Source organism: Streptomyces sp. NPDC054847 (assembly GCF_053610925.1).
Map to the genome: position 1 here is coordinate 1 of NZ_JBSGZJ010000092.1, position 19,302 is coordinate 19,302.

Below are 19,302 nucleotides of genomic sequence, written 5' to 3' on the forward strand. Positions count from 1 at the left end.
TGTGGGAGAGTAGGACGCCGCCGAACAATCATTGTGGGAAAGCCCCGCACCTCTGGTGCGGGGCTTTCCTGCGTTCAGGGGCAATTCCCGTACGTCATGGCTGTTCGCCGGGCCCGGGGCGAGCCGGCCGCATCTGACGGAATACGGCTCAGAGGCGACCGGCTGCTTTGAGAGCGAGATAGGCATCGGCGAGGGCGGGTGCGATCTTCTCCGGTGTCGCGTCCACAACGGTGACCCCGTGGCGCTGCAACTGTTCCGCCGCCCGGTTCCGCTGGGACTGCGCCTGGGTCGCTGCCGCGGCGTCGTAGATGCCGTCGACAGAGCCGCGTGTCGCCTTCATGCGTTCGAGGTGAGGATCCGCCACAGAGGCCACCAGGACGGTGTGGCGCTGTGTGAGCTGTGGGAGGACGGGCAGCAGGCCCTCCTCGACTGGAGCGGCGTCGAGGCTCGTCAGAAGGACGATGAGGGACCGGCGGGGAGCGTTCGTCAGCGCAGCAGCGCTGAGGCCGCGGGCGTCCGTCTCGACGAGTTCCGGCTCCAGGGGAGCGAACGCGTTGACCATGGCCGGAAGAACGTCGCCTGCGGACCGTCCGACGACCTGGGCGCGGATGCGGCGGTCGTACGCCAGCAGTCCGACCCGGTCACCGGCGCGTGACGCCAGCGCGCCCAGCAGGAGCGCGGCGTCCATCGCGGCGTCCAGGCGCGGGACATCCCCGACACGTCCCGCCGAGGTGCGTCCCGTGTCGAGAACGATGAGGATGTGCCGGTCCCGTTCCGGGCGCCATGTGCGCACGGCAACGGTGGTCCGACGCGCGGTGGCCCGCCAGTCGATGGAGCGGGTGTCGTCCCCGGGCACGTAGTCGCGAAGACTGTCGAACTCCGTTCCCTGGCCCCGGATCAGCACACTGGTGCGGCCGTCGAGTTCGCGCAGTCGCGCCAGGCGGGACGGCAGATGCTTGCGGCTCGTGAACGGCGGGAGGACGCGGACCGTCCAAGGGACCTTGTGATTGCCCTGCCGGGCTGCCAGGCCCAGCGGCCCGTAAGAGCGGACCGTGATGCGGTCCGGTCGGCGGTCGCCACGTCGGGTGGGTTGCAGGACCGTGGTGAGGCGGCGGCGCTCGCCGGCCGGGACGGTCACCTTGTGACGTGAGGCGGACTGCTCCGCCCCTGGTAGCCAACTGCTCGGCGGCCAGGCATCGCGAAGATCGGCCCGCAGACGCCGCCCCGACGGGTTGGTGACCATCAGGTCGACCTTCGCGGCGTCACCGAGTCGAACGGATGTATCACCACTTCGGGTGAACCGGAGCGTTCGCACTGGCGCGGCGAGGGCGTAGTCGCACAGGATTGCGAGTGTGAGGGGCGCGTTGACAGCGAGCATCCCGGTCCAGCTCGGAGCGAGGATGCCTACGGGGAGTGAGCCGAGCGCGGCCAGGAGTGCGGTTCGTCCGGTGAGGGCCATCGGTGCCTCAGCGCGGTACGGGGACGTGGGCGAGGATCGCGGTGATGACGGAGTCGGCGGTGACTCCCTCCATCTCCGCCTCGGGCCGGAGCTGGATCCGGTGCCGAAGGGTGGGCAGGGCGAGGGCCTTCACATCGTCCGGGATGACGTAGTCGCGCCCGGTGAGCCAGGCCCAGGCGCGGGCGGTGGACAGCAGCGCGGTTGCGCCTCGGGGGGAGGCGCCCAGAGTGAGTGAGGGGGATTCACGGGTGGCACGGCAGATATCGACGACGTAAGCGGCGATCTCGGCGGAGACGGAGGTCTTGGCCACGGCGACACGGGCCGCTTCCAGTTCCGCAGGGCCGGCGACGGGACGCACCCCCGCCGCTTCGAGGTCGCGGGGATTGAAGCCCTCCGCGTGCCGGGTCAGGACATTGATCTCGTCCTCGCGGGAGGGAAGGGGGACCGTCAGTTTGAGGAGGAAGCGGTCCAGCTGGGCTTCCGGGAGGGGGTAGGTGCCCTCGTATTCGACGGGGTTCTGCGTCGCGGCGACGAGGAAGGGATCGGGGAGCGGGCGAGGCGTGCCGTCGACCGTCACCTGTCGCTCCTCCATCGCTTCGAGGAGCGACGACTGGGTCTTGGGCGGCGTGCGGTTGATCTCGTCGGCGAGAAGGAGGTTCGTGAAGACCGGCCCGGGCTGGAACGAGAACTCGGACGTGTGGCTGTCGTAGACAAGAGACCCGGTGACGTCGCTCGGCATCAGGTCGGGGGTGAACTGGACGCGCTTCGTTTCGAGCTCGAGCGACGCAGCCAGGGCACGCACCAGGAGGGTCTTGGCGACGCCCGGCACTCCCTCGAGAAGGACGTGACCGCGGCAGAGCAGAGCCACGACGAGTCCGGTGACAGCGGGGTCCTGGCCGACCACGGCCTTGGCGATCTCGGTGCGCAGGGCCTCCAGGGAGGCGCGGGCGCGGTCCGAGCTCTCGGCTGTCTCGGGGGTCGGGGCGCTCATGAGGTGCGTACCTCTCTTTCGAGGGCGTCGAGTTGGTCTGCGAGTCGGACGAGTGCGGTGTCGTCGGCCGGTGGCGCGCCGAAGAGCAGTTCACGGAGGTCGTGCTCACCCTGAGGGAGGTGCGCGGAGACCGCGGGAAGCAGGGCTTCGGGCGAGTGGGTGTCGGCGGCGGAGACACCGAGAAGCGGGGCAAGGCGGGCTCTGGTGGCGGAACGGAGCGAGGCGGCTGCGCGGTCGCGCCCGTTCACCTTGCGGTAGAGGCGGGCGCGGCCCTCGGTGGTCTCCGACGCGCGGATGGCGACCGGCAGTTGCTCGGTCACCAGAGGGCCGAGCCGGCGGGCACGCCAGACGGCCGCCAGGACGGCCGCCACGAGGAGTTGCAGCGTGCCCCAAAGCCAGCCGCCGGGGATCAGATTGAAGAACGTGTCCTCGCCGTCCGTTTCGCCGGTGCCCTGGTCGTCGCCGTCTCCGTCGGCGGGGCTCGCTGCGGAAGGGTCGTCGAGAGAAGGGATGTACCAGATCAGTTCGGGACGGGACCCGAGTAGTTGCAGGGCGAGGGAGGCATTGCCGTGCTTGTCGAGACGATCGTTGTAGAGGATGTCCGGAGCGCCCAGGAGGACGATGTCGCCGTCGTTCGGCGCGTCGAGCCGCACCAGGGAGGGAAGGCCGTCGCTCGGGTAGCAACTGTCGGCGCCGGGCGACGCCTCCGCCGAGTAGCGCACACCGCCGAGGTCGGCGGTGCCCGCGCGGCGGGCGGCGGGGAGGTCGCACCGGGGGCTGCGCTCGGACACCTCGGTCCGGGATTTGATGTCGACGTCCGGCGCGAGTGTGCCGGCGGAGGAGAAGCCGGGGGCGATCAGCACTGTTCGTCCGCCGGCGGAGACGGTCGCGGACCGGAAGACCTGTTGCTGAGTGGCCGTCAGCATGTCGGGCTCGGTGACGAGGACGGTGGTGTCGGCGCCGGCCGCGGCGGTGGCGTCCTCCAGGGTGGTTACGACCCTGGTCGAGACTCCCCGGTCCTTGAGGAGTTCGGCGACAGCACGGCTGCCGTTCTGGTCCACGGAGCGTGGGTCGAGACGGCCGTGGTGATCGCCCGAGCGCAGTGCCGCCATGGCGATGCCAGCCACGACGAGAAGGAGGAGCACGAGGAGCAGGCCCCGGACCCGGTTCCAGACCTGGCGGGTGGAGGGCGACATGGACGTGGTGCTGCCCGTGAGGCCGGTCATTCGGCGGCTCCCTCGGCGGCGGTGACCGGCAGGGGCTTGGTGCTCTCCAGGGCGAGGTCCAGGTCTCGAAGCCGTTCGTACGCCTGCCGGTCGGCGGTGCGACCGCCGTACGTGACGTCGTCGAAGACACGGGCCGCGGCGCGTAGTTCGTCGGCGTGGTGGGGGAGTGGACGCCCCGCTTCCGCGGCGGCCTCGTCGGCGGTACGGCCCGGCCTGGCGTCGAGGAGCGTGCGTTCCTCCAACGAGCGGACGATGGCGCGCATGCGCTCCTGCACCGCCTGGTTCCACCGTTCGGCGGCGGCGTGTTTGTCCGCCGCGGTGCGGTGCGCGGAAGCGCTGCGCGGGCCGTCCTCGAAGAGGGAGTCCGACGACGTACGGACCGGGCGCTGGGGCTTACCGAGCCGCCACCACAGGGCGGCCGCGAGGGCGACGACGACGAGGATGACGGCGACCAGGCCGATCAAGCCGCCGGGTGTGCCGCTCGATGCGGCGCCGAAGAGACTGTCGACCCACTCCCAGAAGCGCTCGAGGGCGCGCTCGAGAAGGTTCGGGTCGTTCTCGTGGTACATCTGCCTGGACAGCTCTCGCTCCGCCGCCTCGCGGGCGGGATCGCGCGGAGTGTCCACCGGTACGTCGTCGTTCGCGCCGGCCAGCAGTGCGGCCGTCGCGCCCCCCGTGCCCAACACCGCATCAGCCCCCGGTGGAGCGGTCACCGGGAGGTGCCGACCCGTAGCCGGAGACGCCGGCTGCACGCGCGAGTTCGAGGTCGAGCGCTTCGCGGCGGATGCGCTGGTCGACGTAGAGGAGCACCGTCACCCCTGCGGAGATCGGGTAGGTGATCGACGAGGCGATCACGGATCCGATGCCCGTGATGATCAGGAAGGGCCAGCCGAAGTCGGGGCCGGTCCCGGTGAACAGATCACCGAATCCGGCGCCGTCCACCGCGAAGCCGATGATCGTGAACGGGATGGCGATGACCATGCTCACGACGAAGACCAGCAGCAGGGTCAGCAGTGTGATTCCGAAGATGCGCCACCAGGCACCTTGGACGAGCTTGGCGGAGCGGCGCAGCGAAGTGATGACGCCTTGACGTTCCAGCACGAGAGCGGGGGAGGCCAGGGCGAAGCGGACCATCAGCCAGATGATGACGGTGATGGCGGCGAGACCGCCGACCACGGAGAGGAGCACGCCCGCGCCGCCGATGAGCATTCCCGGCAGTACGCCGACCGTCGTGATCGCGGCGCTGCCCAGCGGCAGCAGCAGCGTGAGCCCCAGAAGGTGCGGGAGTCGCGGCCGGGCCTCGCGCCAGGCCTCTGCGAGGGTGATCGGGCGGCCGAGCACAGAGCGGCTGATCACCACGGTGAGCAGTGCGGTGGTGAGCAGGGTGCCGATCAAGGTGATCAACAGGGCGGGGCCGAGGGCCACCAGACTCGCCTGCAGCGACTCGACGGACTGCTCCAGTGCCTCCTCGGGCGTCGCATTGGGATCGAGCTCGGGAGGCGCCGGGAGCAGGTAACGCTCCACGAGGATGCTGCAGATCTGGGAGATGACGGAGACGGTGATCGTCACGCTCAGGACCGTGCGCCAGTGCGCACGCAGCGTCGACACCGCGCCGTCGAGGATCTCCCCGACGCCGAGGGGCCGGAGCGGGATGACTCCCGGCTTGGCCGCGGCGGGGGGCCCGCCCCAGCCGCCGCCGTGGTGCCTGCCGCCGCCCCAGTGCGGTGGGGGCGGGCCAGGGACCCGGCCGGGGCCGGTCGGCGCGGACCACTGTCCGGGAGGGGGCTGCTCCTTGGACCACTTCGAGGCAGGACCGCTTCCGTCCGCGGGCGGCGCGGGCTGCGGCACGCCGGGGCCGTTCTGGCCTTCGGAAGGAGCCGATCCGGGCGATGCCCAACCCGGAGTGTCGTTCACGGTCGTCCACCTCATGGATCGTTCACGGGGCCGGCCCGTCGAGCCGGCGCGTTCACAGTGTCCTTCCGCCTGTCCGGGCGGCCGGTTGGCTGCCATCGTGCCACGCGCTGGCTGTCCGCGGACCGGGGCCCGGGTCACCTTCGTACCTTCATTGTCGGAGCGGCACCGGGCAGACTGGGCGGATGGCTGATCAGTACGTACAAAACCCGGTGGGTGCCGAGCCGTCGAAGCTTCCCGTGCTGCGCTGGGACGAGCCACCCGAAGGGCCCGTGCTGGTACTTCTCGACCAGACCCGGCTCCCCGCCGAAGAGGTCGAGCTGGTCTGCACCGACGTTTCTGTCCTGGTGCGGGCGATCCGTAGCCTCGCCGTGCGCGGGGCGCCGCTCCTCGGCATCGCCGGTGCGTACGGCGTGGCCCTCGCGGCGCTGCGGGGCTTCGACGTGGACGAGGCCGCGGAGCTGCTGGAGACGGCGCGGCCCACCGCCGTGAACCTCGGGTACGGGGTGCGGCTGGCGGCGTCCGCGTACCGGACCGCCGTCGAGCGTGGGGCCGATGGCGAAGAGGCGGCCCGCGCGGCGCTCGCGGCGGCCGAGGAACTGCACCGCAGTGACGAAGAGGCCAGCCGGCTGATGGCCGCGCACGGTCTGGCGCTGCTCGATGAGCTACTGCCGGGCGGGGGTCACCGGATCCTGACGCACTGCAACACCGGGGCACTGGTGTCAGGCGGTGAGGGAACGGCGTTCGCCGTCGCGCTCTCGGCGCACCGGGCGGGCCGGCTCCAGCGGTTGTGGGTGGACGAGACGCGGCCGCTGCTGCAGGGCTCCCGGCTCACCGCCTACGAGGCGGCGCGCAACGGACTGCCCTACACGCTGCTGACGGACAACGCCGCGGGCTCCCTGTTCTCGGCCGGAGAGGTGGACGCCGTGCTGATCGGGGCGGACCGGATCGCCGCGGACGGCTCGGTGGCGAACAAGGTCGGGAGCTATCCGCTGGCCGTGCTCGCCAAGTACCACCATGTGCCGTTCGTCGTGGTCGCCCCCACGACGACGATCGACCTGGCGACAGCGGACGGCGCGGCGATTGAGGTGGAGCAGCGGCCTGGGCACGAGGTGACGGAGGTAACATCCCCGCAGTCCGCAGTGGCCGGCGCCGGAAGCGGCGGGCAGACAGTGGCCCCCCTGGGAACCCAGGCGTACAACCCCGCATTCGATGTCACGCCGCCGGATCTGGTGACGGCGATCGTCACCGAGGAGGGGGTGTTGTCGCCGGTCACCGTGGGCGGCGTAGCGGAGCTGTGTGCCAGGTCACGCCAGGTAACGATTAGCTAATGGGATGATGTCGTTTATGAAGGGACGAGTCCTTGTCGTCGACGACGACACCGCACTGGCCGAGATGCTCGGCATTGTGCTGCGTGGTGAAGGTTTCGAGCCGTCGTTCGTAGCGGACGGTGACAAGGCACTTGCCGCTTTCAGGGAGGCCAAGCCGGATCTGGTGCTGCTCGACCTCATGCTGCCCGGAAGGGACGGCATCGAGGTGTGCAGGCTGATCCGGGCCGAGTCGGGTGTTCCGATCGTGATGCTCACTGCCAAGAGCGACACCGTCGATGTCGTGGTCGGGCTCGAGTCCGGGGCCGACGACTACATCGTCAAGCCGTTCAAGCCGAAGGAGCTGGTCGCCCGGATCCGGGCCCGGCTGCGGAGGTCGGAGGAGCCCGCGCCGGAGCAGCTGACGATCGGGGACCTGGTCATCGACGTCGCCGGTCACTCCGTGAAGCGGGACGGGCAGTCGATAGCGCTGACCCCGCTGGAGTTCGACCTGCTGGTCGCACTGGCGCGCAAGCCCTGGCAGGTGTTCACCCGAGAGGTGCTGCTGGAGCAGGTGTGGGGTTACCGCCACGCCGCCGACACCCGGCTGGTGAACGTGCATGTGCAGCGGCTGCGCTCCAAGGTCGAGAAGGATCCGGAGCGGCCGGAGATCGTGGTGACCGTCCGTGGTGTCGGTTACAAAGCCGGGCCGAGCTGACATGTCCAATGGCAGCGTTGCTCCGAAGCCCGGCGAGCCGGGGGTCCGTACGGGGCGGGCTGCCGGACCGGGGCGTGGGCCCTCGCGATTCGGCCGTCTGCTCCATGGCGGACGGCTGCTCCAGGAAAGCGCCCCCGGTGGGCCGGTGCCCCGGCTCGTCATGCGCTGGGTGCGCCGTCCGCTGCTCCCCGCCGTGAGGCTGTGGCGCCGGAACATCCAGCTCCGCGTCGTCGTGAGCACGCTCCTGATGTCACTGGGCGTGGTGGTGCTGCTCGGCTTCGTCGTCATCGGGCAGGTGCGCAACGGTCTGCTCGACGCCAAGGGCCAGGCGGCGCAGAGTCAGGCGGCCGGCGGTTTCGCCGTCGCCAGGGAAAAGGCGAACGCGCCGATCGGCCCCGGTGGCGGACAGGGCGACAACGGCGCGGACGGGAACGCCCGTACATGGCGTTCCGATCTCGTGGTGCAGCTCTCCAGCGGCGGCCAGGGCGCTTTCAACGTGGTCGCGCTCAGCGCCGACGCCCAGGGCGCGGGCACCAGCCGTGCGCCGCGCACCTCGGGTGGCGTGGACCCGGCGAGCATCCCGCAGGAGCTGCGGGACGCCGTGCGGCAGGGCGGGGGGACGTTCGAGACGTACCTCAGCATCCGTTACACGGACAACGTGGTCGATCCTGAGCCCGGGCTCGTGGTGGGCACACAGCTGAACGACATCGAGGGCAATCCCTACGAGCTGTACTACCTGTTCCCCCTGGCGCAGGAGGAGCAGTCGCTGAACCTGGTCAGAGGCACCCTCGCCACGGCGGGACTCTTCGTCGTCGTGCTGCTCGGCGCCATCGCCTGGTTGGTGGTGCGCCAGATCGTCACCCCCGTACGGATGGCGGCCGGGATCGCGGAGCGTCTCGCGGCGGGCCGGCTCCAGGAGCGGATGAAGGTCACCGGCGAGGACGACATCGCGAGGCTCGGCGAGGCGTTCAACAAGATGGCGCAGAACCTTCAGCTGAAGATTCAGCAGCTCGAGGAGCTCTCCAGGATGCAGCGCCGCTTCGTCTCGGACGTTTCGCACGAGCTGCGTACGCCGTTGACGACGGTGCGGATGGCCGCCGATGTCATCCACGAGGCGCGCAGCGACTTCGACCCGGTGACGGCGCGTTCCGCCGAACTCCTCGGCGACCAGCTCGACCGCTTCGAGTCGCTGCTCTCCGACCTGCTGGAGATCAGCAGGTTCGACGCGGGCGCCGCCGCGCTCGAGGCGGAGCCGATAGATCTGCGCGAGGTCGTACGGCGGGTGATCGGCGGCGCCGAGCCGCTGGCGGAACGCAAGGGCAGCCGTGTACGGGTCGTAGGTGACGAGCAGCCCGTCGTCGCCGAGGCAGATGCCCGGCGGGTCGAGCGAGTGCTGCGCAATCTCGTGGTCAACGCCGTCGAGCACGGTGACGGCAAGGACGTCGTGGTCCGTATGGCCGTTGCGGGCGGCGCCGTCGCGGTCGCGGTGCGGGACTACGGCGTGGGTCTCAAGCCCGGTGAGGCGACGCGCGTGTTCAACAGGTTCTGGCGTGCCGATCCGGCGCGTGCACGGACCACGGGCGGCACCGGCCTCGGCCTGTCGATCGCCGTCGAGGACGCCAGGCTGCACGGTGGCTGGCTGCAGGCGTGGGGCGAGCCGGGCGGCGGCTCGCAGTTCCGCCTGACCCTGCCTCGCACGGCGGACGAGCCGCTGCGCGGCTCACCGATACCGCTGGAGCCGGAGGACTCGCGGCAGAACCGGGAGCGTGCCGCATCGTCGGGGAAATCTGAGGGGAACGGGCACCGGATGACGTCCGTGCCCGCTCAGACGGCGTCGGACCTGTCGCCGCTGCCGCCGCGCAGCGCGCCCCCCGAGGTCGACCCGACGGCGCTGCCGGGCAACGGCTCACGGGTGGTGGCACGACAGGCAGGAGAGCGGGGGGACCTTCCCGCGGCGAGGGCTTCATCGGAGCGGGAGGACACGACTCGTGGGCGCTGACACCCGTCGTCACGGGCAGGCGGGTGTGCGGCGCGCAGCGGCGCTGCTCGGCTGCAGCGGAGTGCTGCTGGCCGGCTGCGCGTCGATGCCGGACACCGGCGACGTCCACGCCGTCAAGGCGTCTCAGCGGGCCGACTCGCAGGTGCGGGTGTACGCGGTGCCGCCGAGGAAGGACGCGACCCCCGACGAGATCGTCACGGGCTTCCTCGAGGCGATGACCAGTGACGACACCAACTTCGACACGGCACGCTCGTACCTGACACCAGAGGCGTCGGAGAAGTGGCAGCCGGAGGCGAGCACGACGGTGCTGGCGTCGGCCCCCGACCCCGGCGTGCCGATCCCGGGCCGCCGGGACAACCCCGGGATGAGTTACCCGCTGCTCGGACGGCACATCGCCACCGTCGACGCGCAGCACGCCTATCAGCCCGTCACGCCGAGCGAGTACCGCCGGACCATCCACCTGTCGCAGAAGGCGGGCCCCGACGGCAAGCAGTGGCGCATCGACAGCCTGCCCGCCGGGCTGCTGCTGGGCGCCTCCGACTTCGAGCGCAACTACCGCTCGGTCAACAAGTACTACTTCGCCTCCGGACGCGACGTCGTGGTCGCCGACCCGGTCTACATCAGGCAGCGGCAGGATCCGGTGACCCGGATGGACCCGGTGACCCAGGCGGTCAAGGCACTGCTGGAAGGGCCCACGAACTGGCTGAAGCCGGTTGTCGAGTCGCGGTTCCCGACCGGTACGGCGATGAAGCTCAAGGACGGTGCCACGTCGCTGTCCTTCGACGACCGCAACGGCCTGAAGGTGCCTCTGGACGACAAGGCGTCGAACGTGGGGCGCACGCAGTGCATGAAGATGGCGGCGCAGATCATGTTCACCATCAAGGACCTGTCGGCGGCGAGGCTCGAGCAGGTCGAACTGCTGCGCGCCAACGGATCGCAGCTGTGTGTGATGAGTGCCGGCCAGGCCGAGGGCTACGCGCCGGACCATTCCTCCGGCCGCCCGGACAACCAGTACTTCGTCGACAGCAAGCGCCGCCTGGCCCTGTTGGCGGCGGGGGCGGCGGAGGCCGGAGAACCGCAGAACGTGGCAGGCCCCTTCGGTGACGGCCGCCTCGCGGTGGACGCGGTCGGTGTGGCGAGGGACGAACACAAGGCCGCGGCCGTCGCCGCCGACTTCAGCCGGCTGTACGTGGCGTCGATCGTCTCCGACAGCAAGCTGGGCGATCCGGTGATCACCAGCGCCGGCAAGGGGCCCGACAACCGTCTGACGGCGCCCAGCTGGGACGGGCGCGGGGATCTGTGGGTGGCCGACCGGGATCCGGACGCGCCGGCACTCAAACGCCTGCCGAACGACGCGGACGCCCCCGAGGAGGTCAAGATCGTTCCGGGGCTGGACGGAGCGCGCATCCAGGCGGTGAAGGTGTCCGCGGACGGTGCGCGGATCGCGCTGCTGCTGACCGAGGGCGGCAGTACGACCCTGAAGATCGGGCGCGTGGAACGGCACGGCGACAGCGACGATCCCGTGGTGACCGTCACCGAACTGCGGCCCGCCGCACCGCAGATGGAGGCCGTCACGGCGGTGTCGTGGGCCGGGCCGAGCAGGCTTGTCGTGGTCGGCAAGGAGGCCGGCGGCGTTCAGCAGGTGCGGTACATCCAGACGGACGGCTCGACCGTCCCCAAGGGGATCCTGCCGGGCCTCAACCAGGTGAAGTCGGTCGCCGCGTCGGACGACGAGAGCCAGCCGCTCGTCGCCTACTCGCAGGAGGACGGCATCGTGCGCCTGCCCGCCGGCGCCAACTGGCAGACGCTGGTCAAGGAGGGCACCGCGCCGGTCTACCCGGGCTAGAGGCGCGACGGCGGGCCGCTCGGCAGTGTTGTCCACAGGGCCGGCCGGACTGTCCGCCGCCCTGCCACAGTGGTCCTCATGCGGGCGTGGTGGCGCGAAATCTCCGGTCTGGTGATCCCTGCGGTCTGCGGCGGCTGCGGCACGCCCCGTACGCAGCTGTGCGAGGGGTGCGGGCAGGCGCTGCACGGGCAGGCGGCACGCAGGGCCAGACCGGTGCCGGAGCCGGCGGGGCTCCCCGTGGTGCACGCCGCGGCGGCCTACACCGACTCGGTCCGCGCCGTGATCCTGGCGCACAAGGAGCGGGGCGCGCTCGGGCTGGCCGGGCCGCTCGGGGCGGCACTGGCCGAGTCCGTGCGGGCGACCATGGGATACGCGAACGTTTCGGGCGGGCCCGTGCTGCTGGTGCCCGTGCCGTCCGCGCCGGGCGCCGTCCGGGCGCGTGGTCATGACGCGGCACGGCGGATCGCCCTTGCGGCGGCGGCCGAGCTGCGGCGTACGGGCCGGGCCGCGCGGGTCCTTCCGGTTCTGCGGCAGCGGCGCCGGATGGCCGACCAGGCGGGCCTCACGGCCCGCGAGAGGCTCGCGAATGTGGCCGGGGCCCTGGAGGTGCGGGCCGGTGGTGCGCGGCTCCTGGCGGGCGGCAGGGCGGTGATCGTGGACGATCTCATGACGACCGGGGCGACGCTCGTCGAGGCGGCGCGGGCACTGAGTGCCACAAGGGGGTCGGATCCGGGTGCCGCGGTGCCGGCCCGGGCGGCGGTCGTCGCTGTTCCACCGATGTCCTTCGACATAGACCGGAACTGAATGAGAACCCGCATCGTTGCTGCTAGTGACAGGGCAAAAACCCCTGATCGGAGGTACCTCCGAGTAGCGGGTGCCGACACCCGTCCCAGAGAGCTATGTTCGGTGTGAGGAATGGCGACAAGCACACCTCACCGAATGGCTGCCGGTTTTCCCGGCCGGGAAAACGCGGCGGCGACGCTCGAAAATTGGGTGAGTGGAGATCTTGCCGACTGGGGAGGAGGAGGTGAAAGTCGCCAAGTCCGAGGCTCCGGAGATCACCGGAGCCTGGTGCAAGAGGGAGATGCTCCGCAGCCGGTGAGCGGGCGGAGCGAATCCGGGAACGGAGTTCTGCGTGGACATCGTCGTCAAGGGCCGCAAGACCGAGGTGCCCGAGCGGTTCCGCAAGCACGTGGCCGAGAAGCTGAAGCTGGAGAAGATCCAGAAGCTCGACGGCAAGGTGATCAGCCTCGACGTCGAGGTGTCCAAGGAGCACAACCCGCGGCAGGCCGACCGTTCCGACCGCGTGGAGATCACACTCCGCTCGCGGGGCCCGGTGATCCGGGCCGAGGCCGCGGCCGCCGACCCGTACGCAGCGCTGGACCTCGCGACCGGCAAGCTGGAGGCGCGCCTTCGTAAGCAGCACGAGAAGCGTCACAACCGGCGTGGCGCCGGCCGCCTGTCCGCAGCCGAGGTGGTCGATGTCGTCCCCGGCGTCGCAGAGTTGAGCGCCACCAACGGCCGGCCCCTCGCCCAGGAGGCGACCGAGTCCGTTCCCACCACCAAGATCGGCTCGATCGAGGTGCAGGGTGAAGGACCGCTCGTGGTCCGCGAGAAGCTGCACACAGCAGCACCGATGACGCTCGACCAGGCGCTCTACGAAATGGAGCTGGTCGGGCACGACTTCTATCTCTTCGTCGACTCCGAGACGAAGCAGCCCAGTGTCGTCTACCGGCGACACGCCTACGACTACGGCGTCATTCACCTGGAGACGGACCCCTTGGCCGGGTCCGAGGCAGGCGGCGCCGGAGGTGCGCTCGGCGGCTGACGCCGAAATCCCGTAGCCCTGTCGACGAAGAATCCCGGTGCCCCTGGAGCGCCTCGTGCGCCCCAGGGGCACCCTCGTGCGACAACAGGATCACCGCATTGTCGCCCGGGCATGAAAGCATGACGTCGTAAGCCAACCGGTGCGCCCCGCACTGACGTTGGCGGACCACACATGATCTTCGGGCCACGGCCTCAGGGGGAGGAACGATGGCGGACACTTTCGGTCCGGTGCATGGCAGCACGGGCCACCCCGGTGAAACGCACTCGGACGGTGAACGGCACAGCGAGGAGGAGGGCGGCGGGGGCAAGGAGCCCATCCGGGTCCTCGTCGTCGACGACCACGCGCTGTTCCGACGGGGACTGGAGATCGTCCTCGCTCACGAGGAGGGCATCGAGGTCGTCGGTGAGGCGGGCGACGGGGCGGAGGCCGTGGACAAGGCGGCCGACCTGCTGCCGGACATCGTGCTGATGGACGTGCGGATGCCGAAGCGGGGCGGCATCGAGGCGTGCACCTCCATCAAGGAGGTGGCCCCCAGTGCGAAGATCATCATGTTGACGATCAGCGACGAGGAGGCCGACCTCTACGACGCGATCAAGGCCGGGGCCACCGGCTATCTCCTCAAGGAGATCTCCACGGACGAGGTCGCGACCGCCATCCGAGCGGTTGCGGACGGGCAGTCACAGATCAGCCCCTCCATGGCGTCGAAGCTGCTCACCGAGTTCAAGTCGATGATCCAGCGCACTGACGAGCGCAGGCTGGTGCCCGCGCCACGGCTCACCGACCGGGAGCTGGAGGTGCTCAAGCTCGTGGCGACGGGCATGAACAACCGGGACATCGCCAAGGAGTTGTTCATCTCGGAGAACACCGTCAAGAACCATGTGCGGAACATCCTGGAGAAGCTTCAGCTGCACTCCAGGATGGAGGCCGTGGTCTACGCGATGCGGGAGAAGATCCTCGAGATCCGGTAGCCGAGGCTCCCGGGATCCGGCCGGTACGGGCGGGCCGACCGGTCCGCGATGTCAGTTCAGGGCCTTGACCAGGTCCGCCATGAGCTCGGGGCGGTCGACCCGCTCGACGCGGACGGAGTCGCAGCCCACCCACTCCGCCGCCTCACGCAGGGCCTGCGCCATCGGAGCCACGGCCTTGGGAGTGTCCAGCGAGACCTGGCGGGCCACCAGCGTCCTGCCCTCGCGGGCCGGGTCTACGCGGCCCAGCAGCTTCCCGCCGGCGAGCAGCGGCATCGCGAAATAGCCGTGCACCCGCTTCTGCTTGGGGACGTAGGCCTCCAGTCGGTGGGTGAAGCCGAAGATGCGCTGGGTCCGCGCGCGCTCCCAGATCAGCGAGTCGAACGGCGAGAGCAGGGTCGTGCGGTGCCGGCCGCGCGGCGTGGAGGCGAGCGCCGCTGGATCCGCCCAGGCGGGCTTGGCCCAGCCCTGCACCTGGACAGGCACCAGCCCCGAGTCGGCGACGACGGCGTCGAACTGCTCGCCCTTGAGGCGGTGGTAGTCCGCGATGTCCGCGCGGGTGCCGACGCCCAGCGACTCACCCGCCAGCCGCACGAGACGGCGCAGGCACTCGGTGTCGTCCAGGTCGTCGTGCAGCAGGTCGTCGGGGATCGCCCGCTCCGCGAGGTCGTACACGCGCTTCCAGCTGCGCCGCTCCGTGCACACGACCTCGCCGTACATCAGAGCGCGTTCGACGGCGACCTTGGAGGCGGACCAGTCCCACCACTCCCCGCCGTTGTTCGCGCCGCCCAGGCCGGTCGCGGTCAGCGGGCCCTCCGCCCGCAGCTGCTTGATCACGGCGTCGTACGCGCCGTCGGGGAGCTCGTGGTACCACTGCGGGCGGGCGCGGTAGGCGCGCCGCCTGAAGGCGAAGTGGGGCCACTCCTCGACGGGCAGGATGCACGCCGCGTGCGACCAGTACTCGAAGCTGTGGCCGCCCGTCCAGTAGGCGTCCTCGACCACCTTGCGGCCGACGGCGCCCAGCCGCGCGTACGGGATCAGCTCGTGCGAGCGGGCCAGCACCGAGATCGTGTCCAGCTGCACGGCGCCGAGATGACGCAGGACGCCTCGCACCCCGCCCCGCCTGTCGGGAGCGCCCAGGAACCCCTGGGCGCGCAGGGCTATGCGGCGGGCCTCGTCGGCCGAGAGTTCGAGGGTGGGGGGCGGCGTCGTCATGTCCTGCACGATAGAGGGCGCCACTGACACTCCGGCCCCCTGCGCAAGGGGCCCCCGACGAGGAATCACGGTGCTCCGCCCGGAAACCGGCGCCTACGGCTTCGCCGCGGGCGGGAACCCGGACTCAGCGGCGGGCCGGCAGATAGGCGTGGTTGCTCGCCAGCCCGAGGTCGGACGGAAGCAGTCCACCGACCCACACATCGCGCAGGGTGTCTTTGTTGAGCAGTGCCGCGCGCAGCTCCCCCTCCATGCGGAAGCCGGCCTTCTGCGCGACCGCGCGCGAGGCGGCGTTGCCGACCTCGGCGCGCCATTCCAGACGGGTGGCACCCAGTCTCATGAAGGCCCAGTGGGAGACGGCGGTGACGCTCTCCACCATGACGCCCCGGCCCCGGTGTTCCTTGCCCGCCCAGAAGCCGATCTCCCACGTGCCGGAGAAGGTGCGCATGGTCACGGCGACCGAGCCCATCAGCGGCCCGCCTTCGCGTGGCAGCACGGCGAAGGTGCACATGGTGCCGTTGCGCCAGCCGTCGGGGACCGTCTGCTCGGTGAACTCGGCGGCGTGTTGCCACTCGTAGGGGGAGGGAACCGTCGTCCACCGCTGGATGTCGGGATCCTGGCAGGCCTGGTGGACGGACTTCGTGTCCTCGGGGGTGAAGGTCCGCAGCAGCAGGCGTTCGGTGGTGAGGGTGATCGGCTCCATGCCGGGATTCTTGCCAGCACGGCGCGCCGATGCGAGCACTTTCCGTGCTCGACCGGCACCTTCAGTGCTTCCCGCGCGTTCACCTGATGGCGGACAGCAGGGCTCAGTGGCCATGGACCTCCCGACGCGGCCGGGTCCTCGCTTACGATGGCCGATGCGGTGGGGCCTACCTGCCGTGCCCGCGCCAGTGTCCACCACAGACCCAGTGCCAGGCCCGACCGGCAAGGAGACCAACCTCAGTGTCCGTCTTCAACAAGCTCATGCGTGCAGGCGAAGGCAAGATCCTGCGCAAACTGCACCGCATCGCGGACCAGGTCAACTCCATCGAAGAGGACTTCGTCAACCTCTCCGACGCCGAGTTGCGGGCGCTCACGGACGAGTACAAGCAGCGTTTCGCAGACGGTGAGAGCCTGGACGACCTGCTTCCCGAGGCGTTCGCCACCGTGCGTGAGGCCGCCAAGCGGGTGCTCGGCCAGCGCCACTACGACGTCCAGCTCATGGGCGGCGCCGCCCTGCACCTCGGATATGTCGCAGAGATGAAGACCGGTGAGGGCAAGACCCTCGTCGGCACGCTCCCCACCTATCTGAACGCGCTGTCCGGCAAGGGCGTCCACCTGATCACGGTGAACGACTACCTCGCCGAGCGCGACTCCGAGATGATGGGCCGCGTCCACAAGTTCCTGGGCCTCGAAGTCGGCTGCATCCTCGCCAACATGTCGCCGGCCCAGCGCCGTGAGCAGTACAACTGCGACATCACCTACGGCACGAACAACGAGTTCGGCTTCGACTATCTGCGCGACAACATGGCGTGGTCCAAGGACGAGCTCGTCCAGCGCGGCCACAACTTCGCCGTGGTCGACGAGGTCGACTCGATCCTCGTCGACGAGGCCCGTACGCCGCTGATCATCTCCGGCCCCGCCGACCAGGCCACCAAGTGGTACGGCGACTTCGCCAAGCTCGTGACGCGTCTCACCCGCGGCGAGGCGGGGAACCAGCTCAAGGGCATCGAGGAGACCGGCGACTACGAGGTCGACGAGAAGAAGCGCACCGTCGCGATCCACGAGTCCGGTGTCGCCAAGGTCGAGGACTGGCTCGGCATCGACAACCTCTACGAGTCGGTGAACACGCCCCTCGTCGGTTATCTGAACAACGCCATCAAGGCCAAGGAACTGTTCAAGAAGGACAAGGACTACGTCGTCATCGACGGCGAAGTCATGATCGTCGACGAGCACACCGGCCGTATCCTCGCCGGCCGCCGCTACAACGAGGGCATGCACCAGGCGATCGAGGCGAAGGAAGGGGTGGACATCAAGGACGAGAACCAGACGCTCGCCACGATCACCCTCCAGAACTTCTTCCGCCTCTACGACAAGCTCTCCGGTATGACCGGTACGGCGATGACCGAGGCCGCCGAGTTCCACCAGATCTACAAGCTCGGTGTCGTGCCGATCCCGACGAACAGGCCGATGGTCCGCAAGGACCAGTCCGACCTGATCTACCGCACCGAGGTCGCGAAGTTCGCCGCCGTCGTCGACGACATCGCGGAGAAGCACGAGAAGGGCCAGCCGATCCTCGTCGGCACCACCTCGGTCGAGAAGTCCGAGTACCTCTCGCAGCAGCTGAGCAAGCGCGGCATCCAGCACGAGGTCCTCAACGCCAAGCAGCACGACCGTGAGGCGACGATCGTCGCCCAGGCCGGCCGCAAGGGCGCCGTCACCGTCGCCACGAACATGGCCGGCCGTGGTACCGACATCAAGCTCGGCGGCAACCCTGACGACCTCGCGGAGGCCGAGCTGCGCCAGGCCGGTCTCGACCCCGTCGAGCACGTCGAGGAGTGGGCCGCGGCCCTGCCCGCCGCGCTGGAGCGCGCCGAGGCGGCCGTGAAGGCCGAGCACGATGAGGTCAAGGAGCTCGGCGGCCTGTATGTGCTCGGCACCGAGCGCCACGAGTCCCGCCGTATCGACAACCAGCTGCGCGGTCGTTCCGGCCGTCAGGGCGACCCCGGCGAGTCCCGTTTCTACCTCTCGCTCGGCGACGACCTGATGCGCCTGTTCAAGGCACAAATGGTCGAGCGCGTGATGTCGATGGCGAACGTGCCCGACGACGTCCCGATCGAGAACAAGATGGTGACGCGCGCGATCGCCTCCGCGCAGTCCCAGGTCGAGCAGCAGAACTTCGAGACCCGTAAGAACGTCCTGAAGTACGACGAGGTGCTCAACCGGCAGCGCGAGGTCATCTACGGCGAGCGCCGCCGCGTCCTGGAGGGCGAGGACCTGCACGAGCAGGTGCGTCACTTCATGGACGACACCATCGACGCCTACATCCAGGCGGAGACGGTCGAGGGCTTCGCCGAGGAGTGGGACCTGGACCGCCTGTGGGGCGCGTTCAAGCAGCTCTACCCGGTGAAGATCACCGTCGAGGAGCTGGAGGAGGCGGCCGGCGACCGTGCCGGTATCACCGCCGAGTTCATCGCCGACTCGATCAAGGACGACATCCACCAGCAGTACGACGAGCGTGAGAAGCAGCTCGGCTCGGACATCATGCGTGAGCTCGAGCGGCGCGTGGTGCTGTCGGTCCTGGACCGCAAGTGGCGCGAGCACCTCTACGAGATGGACTACCTCCAGGAGGGCATCGGCCTGCGCGCGATGGCGCAGAAGGACCCCTTGGTCGAGTACCAGCGTGAGGGCTTCGACATGTTCACCGCCATGATGGAGGGCATCAAGGAGGAGTCCGTCGGCTACCTGTTCAACCTGGAGGTCCAGGTCGAGCAGCAGGTCGAGGAGGTCCCGGTGCAGGAGGCGGCGGCGAAGACCTCGCTGGCCAAGGAGGACGCGGTGCCGGCGGGCGCGGGTCGTCCCGAGATCCGCGCGAAGGGGCTCGAGACGCCGCAGCGTCCCGACCGCCTGCACTTCTCCGCTCCTACGGTGGACGGCGAGGGCGGCGTGATCGAGGGCGACTTCGACAACGGCGACGGCCAGTCGCGGTCGGAGTCGGACGGCATGACGCGGGCGGAGCGCCGCAAGGCGCAGAAGACGGCGGGACGTCGTCGCAAGAAGTGACGGCGTACGCAGCATCCGACGGCCGGGGCCGGACACCGAGGGGTGTCCGGCCCCGGCCGCGGCTCCGCCGCTGATCGG

Annotated in this window: 15 protein-coding genes; 8 read left to right on the plus strand and 7 right to left on the minus strand. The window is 70.0% G+C overall.

Going from position 1 to position 19,302, the window contains the following annotated elements:
• Window positions 1-148: 148 nt before the first annotated feature.
• Genes ACWGH4_RS12935 through ACWGH4_RS12955 form a run of 5 tightly spaced genes read right to left on the minus strand, consistent with a single transcriptional unit; the run spans window position 149 to window position 5,590 of the window.
• Entirely contained in the window at window positions 149-1,459 is a 1,311-nt protein-coding gene (locus tag ACWGH4_RS12935; protein WP_453459372.1) for a DUF58 domain-containing protein, read from the minus strand.
• A gap of 7 nt (window positions 1,460-1,466) precedes the next feature.
• On the minus strand, window positions 1,467-2,450 hold the full coding sequence (locus ACWGH4_RS12940) for an AAA family ATPase (protein WP_453459375.1): 984 nt from the start codon (window positions 2,448-2,450) through the stop codon (window positions 1,467-1,469).
• Window positions 2,447-3,676, minus strand: a complete 1,230-nt coding sequence (locus ACWGH4_RS12945) for a DUF4350 domain-containing protein (RefSeq protein ID WP_453459378.1) — start codon at window positions 3,674-3,676, stop codon at window positions 2,447-2,449. Before ACWGH4_RS12945 ends, ACWGH4_RS12940 begins: the two co-directional genes overlap by 4 nt.
• Window positions 3,673-4,362, minus strand: a complete 690-nt coding sequence (locus ACWGH4_RS12950) for a DUF4129 domain-containing protein (RefSeq protein ID WP_453459381.1) — start codon at window positions 4,360-4,362, stop codon at window positions 3,673-3,675. The genes ACWGH4_RS12945 and ACWGH4_RS12950 overlap by 4 nt, the downstream gene beginning before the upstream one ends.
• A gap of 4 nt (window positions 4,363-4,366) precedes the next feature.
• On the minus strand, window positions 4,367-5,590 hold the full coding sequence (locus ACWGH4_RS12955; protein WP_453459384.1) for a glycerophosphoryl diester phosphodiesterase membrane domain-containing protein: 1,224 nt from the start codon (window positions 5,588-5,590) through the stop codon (window positions 4,367-4,369).
• A gap of 182 nt (window positions 5,591-5,772) precedes the next feature.
• Here ACWGH4_RS12955 and mtnA point away from each other — a divergent pair, with 182 nt between their 5' ends.
• From mtnA to ACWGH4_RS12990, 7 genes are all read left to right on the plus strand, one after another.
• Window positions 5,773-6,918 carry an S-methyl-5-thioribose-1-phosphate isomerase gene (gene mtnA, locus ACWGH4_RS12960; protein WP_453459387.1) on the plus strand — a complete coding sequence of 382 codons (1,146 nt, stop codon included), beginning with the start codon at window positions 5,773-5,775 and terminating at the stop codon, window positions 6,916-6,918.
• A 4-nt stretch (window positions 6,919-6,922) separates the two neighbouring features.
• On the plus strand, window positions 6,923-7,612 hold the full coding sequence (gene mtrA / locus ACWGH4_RS12965; RefSeq protein ID WP_005316841.1) for a two-component system response regulator MtrA: 690 nt from the start codon (window positions 6,923-6,925) through the stop codon (window positions 7,610-7,612).
• Window position 7,613: 1 nt separating this feature from the next.
• A complete protein-coding gene (mtrB, locus tag ACWGH4_RS12970; RefSeq protein ID WP_441265432.1) occupies window positions 7,614-9,611 on the plus strand; it encodes an MtrAB system histidine kinase MtrB in 1,998 nt (665 codons plus the stop codon).
• Window positions 9,601-11,457 carry an LpqB family beta-propeller domain-containing protein gene (locus ACWGH4_RS12975; RefSeq protein WP_441265433.1) on the plus strand — a complete coding sequence of 619 codons (1,857 nt, stop codon included), beginning with the start codon at window positions 9,601-9,603 and terminating at the stop codon, window positions 11,455-11,457. Before mtrB ends, ACWGH4_RS12975 begins: the two co-directional genes overlap by 11 nt.
• 78 nt (window positions 11,458-11,535) lie before the next feature.
• Complete coding sequence (locus ACWGH4_RS12980; RefSeq protein WP_453459392.1) at window positions 11,536-12,261, plus strand: ComF family protein; 726 nt, start codon at window positions 11,536-11,538, stop codon at window positions 12,259-12,261.
• Window positions 12,262-12,592: 331 nt separating this feature from the next.
• A complete protein-coding gene (gene hpf, locus ACWGH4_RS12985) occupies window positions 12,593-13,285 on the plus strand; it encodes a ribosome hibernation-promoting factor, HPF/YfiA family (protein ID WP_159691493.1) in 693 nt (230 codons plus the stop codon).
• A 206-nt stretch (window positions 13,286-13,491) separates the two neighbouring features.
• Window positions 13,492-14,253 (plus strand): response regulator, encoded by a 762-nt coding sequence (locus ACWGH4_RS12990; RefSeq protein ID WP_441265435.1) that lies wholly within the window; start codon window positions 13,492-13,494, stop codon window positions 14,251-14,253.
• A gap of 51 nt (window positions 14,254-14,304) precedes the next feature.
• On the opposite strand, the gene ACWGH4_RS12995 is transcribed toward ACWGH4_RS12990, so the two are convergent.
• Complete coding sequence (locus ACWGH4_RS12995; RefSeq protein WP_453459397.1) at window positions 14,305-15,465, minus strand: winged helix-turn-helix domain-containing protein; 1,161 nt, start codon at window positions 15,463-15,465, stop codon at window positions 14,305-14,307.
• Between the two features lie 124 nt (window positions 15,466-15,589).
• Complete coding sequence (locus ACWGH4_RS13000) at window positions 15,590-16,165, minus strand: GNAT family N-acetyltransferase (RefSeq protein ID WP_453459399.1); 576 nt, start codon at window positions 16,163-16,165, stop codon at window positions 15,590-15,592.
• 239 nt (window positions 16,166-16,404) lie between these two features.
• Here ACWGH4_RS13000 and secA point away from each other — a divergent pair, with 239 nt between their 5' ends.
• Window positions 16,405-19,224, plus strand: coding sequence for a preprotein translocase subunit SecA (gene secA, locus ACWGH4_RS13005; RefSeq protein WP_441265438.1), 2,820 nt, complete (start codon window positions 16,405-16,407; stop codon window positions 19,222-19,224).
• Window positions 19,225-19,302 lie beyond the last annotated feature (78 nt).

Excerpts from the sequence above, each read along its gene's own strand:
- ACWGH4_RS12940 (WP_453459375.1), bottom strand. The coding sequence starts at position 2,450 with ATGAGCGCCCCGACCCCCGAGACAGCCGAGAGCTCGGACCGCGCCCGC.
- mtrA (WP_005316841.1), top strand. The coding sequence starts at position 6,923 with ATGATGTCGTTTATGAAGGGACGAGTCCTTGTCGTCGACGACGACACC.
- ACWGH4_RS12980 (WP_453459392.1), top strand. The coding sequence starts at position 11,536 with ATGCGGGCGTGGTGGCGCGAAATCTCCGGTCTGGTGATCCCTGCGGTC.
- ACWGH4_RS12990 (WP_441265435.1), top strand. The coding sequence starts at position 13,492 with ATGGCGGACACTTTCGGTCCGGTGCATGGCAGCACGGGCCACCCCGGT.
- ACWGH4_RS12935 (WP_453459372.1), bottom strand. The coding sequence starts at position 1,459 with ATGGCCCTCACCGGACGAACCGCACTCCTGGCCGCGCTCGGCTCACTC.
- ACWGH4_RS12995 (WP_453459397.1), bottom strand. The coding sequence starts at position 15,465 with ATGACGACGCCGCCCCCCACCCTCGAACTCTCGGCCGACGAGGCCCGC.
- ACWGH4_RS12945 (WP_453459378.1), bottom strand. The coding sequence starts at position 3,676 with ATGACCGGCCTCACGGGCAGCACCACGTCCATGTCGCCCTCCACCCGC.
- mtnA (WP_453459387.1), top strand. The coding sequence starts at position 5,773 with ATGGCTGATCAGTACGTACAAAACCCGGTGGGTGCCGAGCCGTCGAAG.
- mtrB (WP_441265432.1), top strand. The coding sequence starts at position 7,614 with ATGTCCAATGGCAGCGTTGCTCCGAAGCCCGGCGAGCCGGGGGTCCGT.
- ACWGH4_RS13000 (WP_453459399.1), bottom strand. The coding sequence starts at position 16,165 with ATGGAGCCGATCACCCTCACCACCGAACGCCTGCTGCTGCGGACCTTC.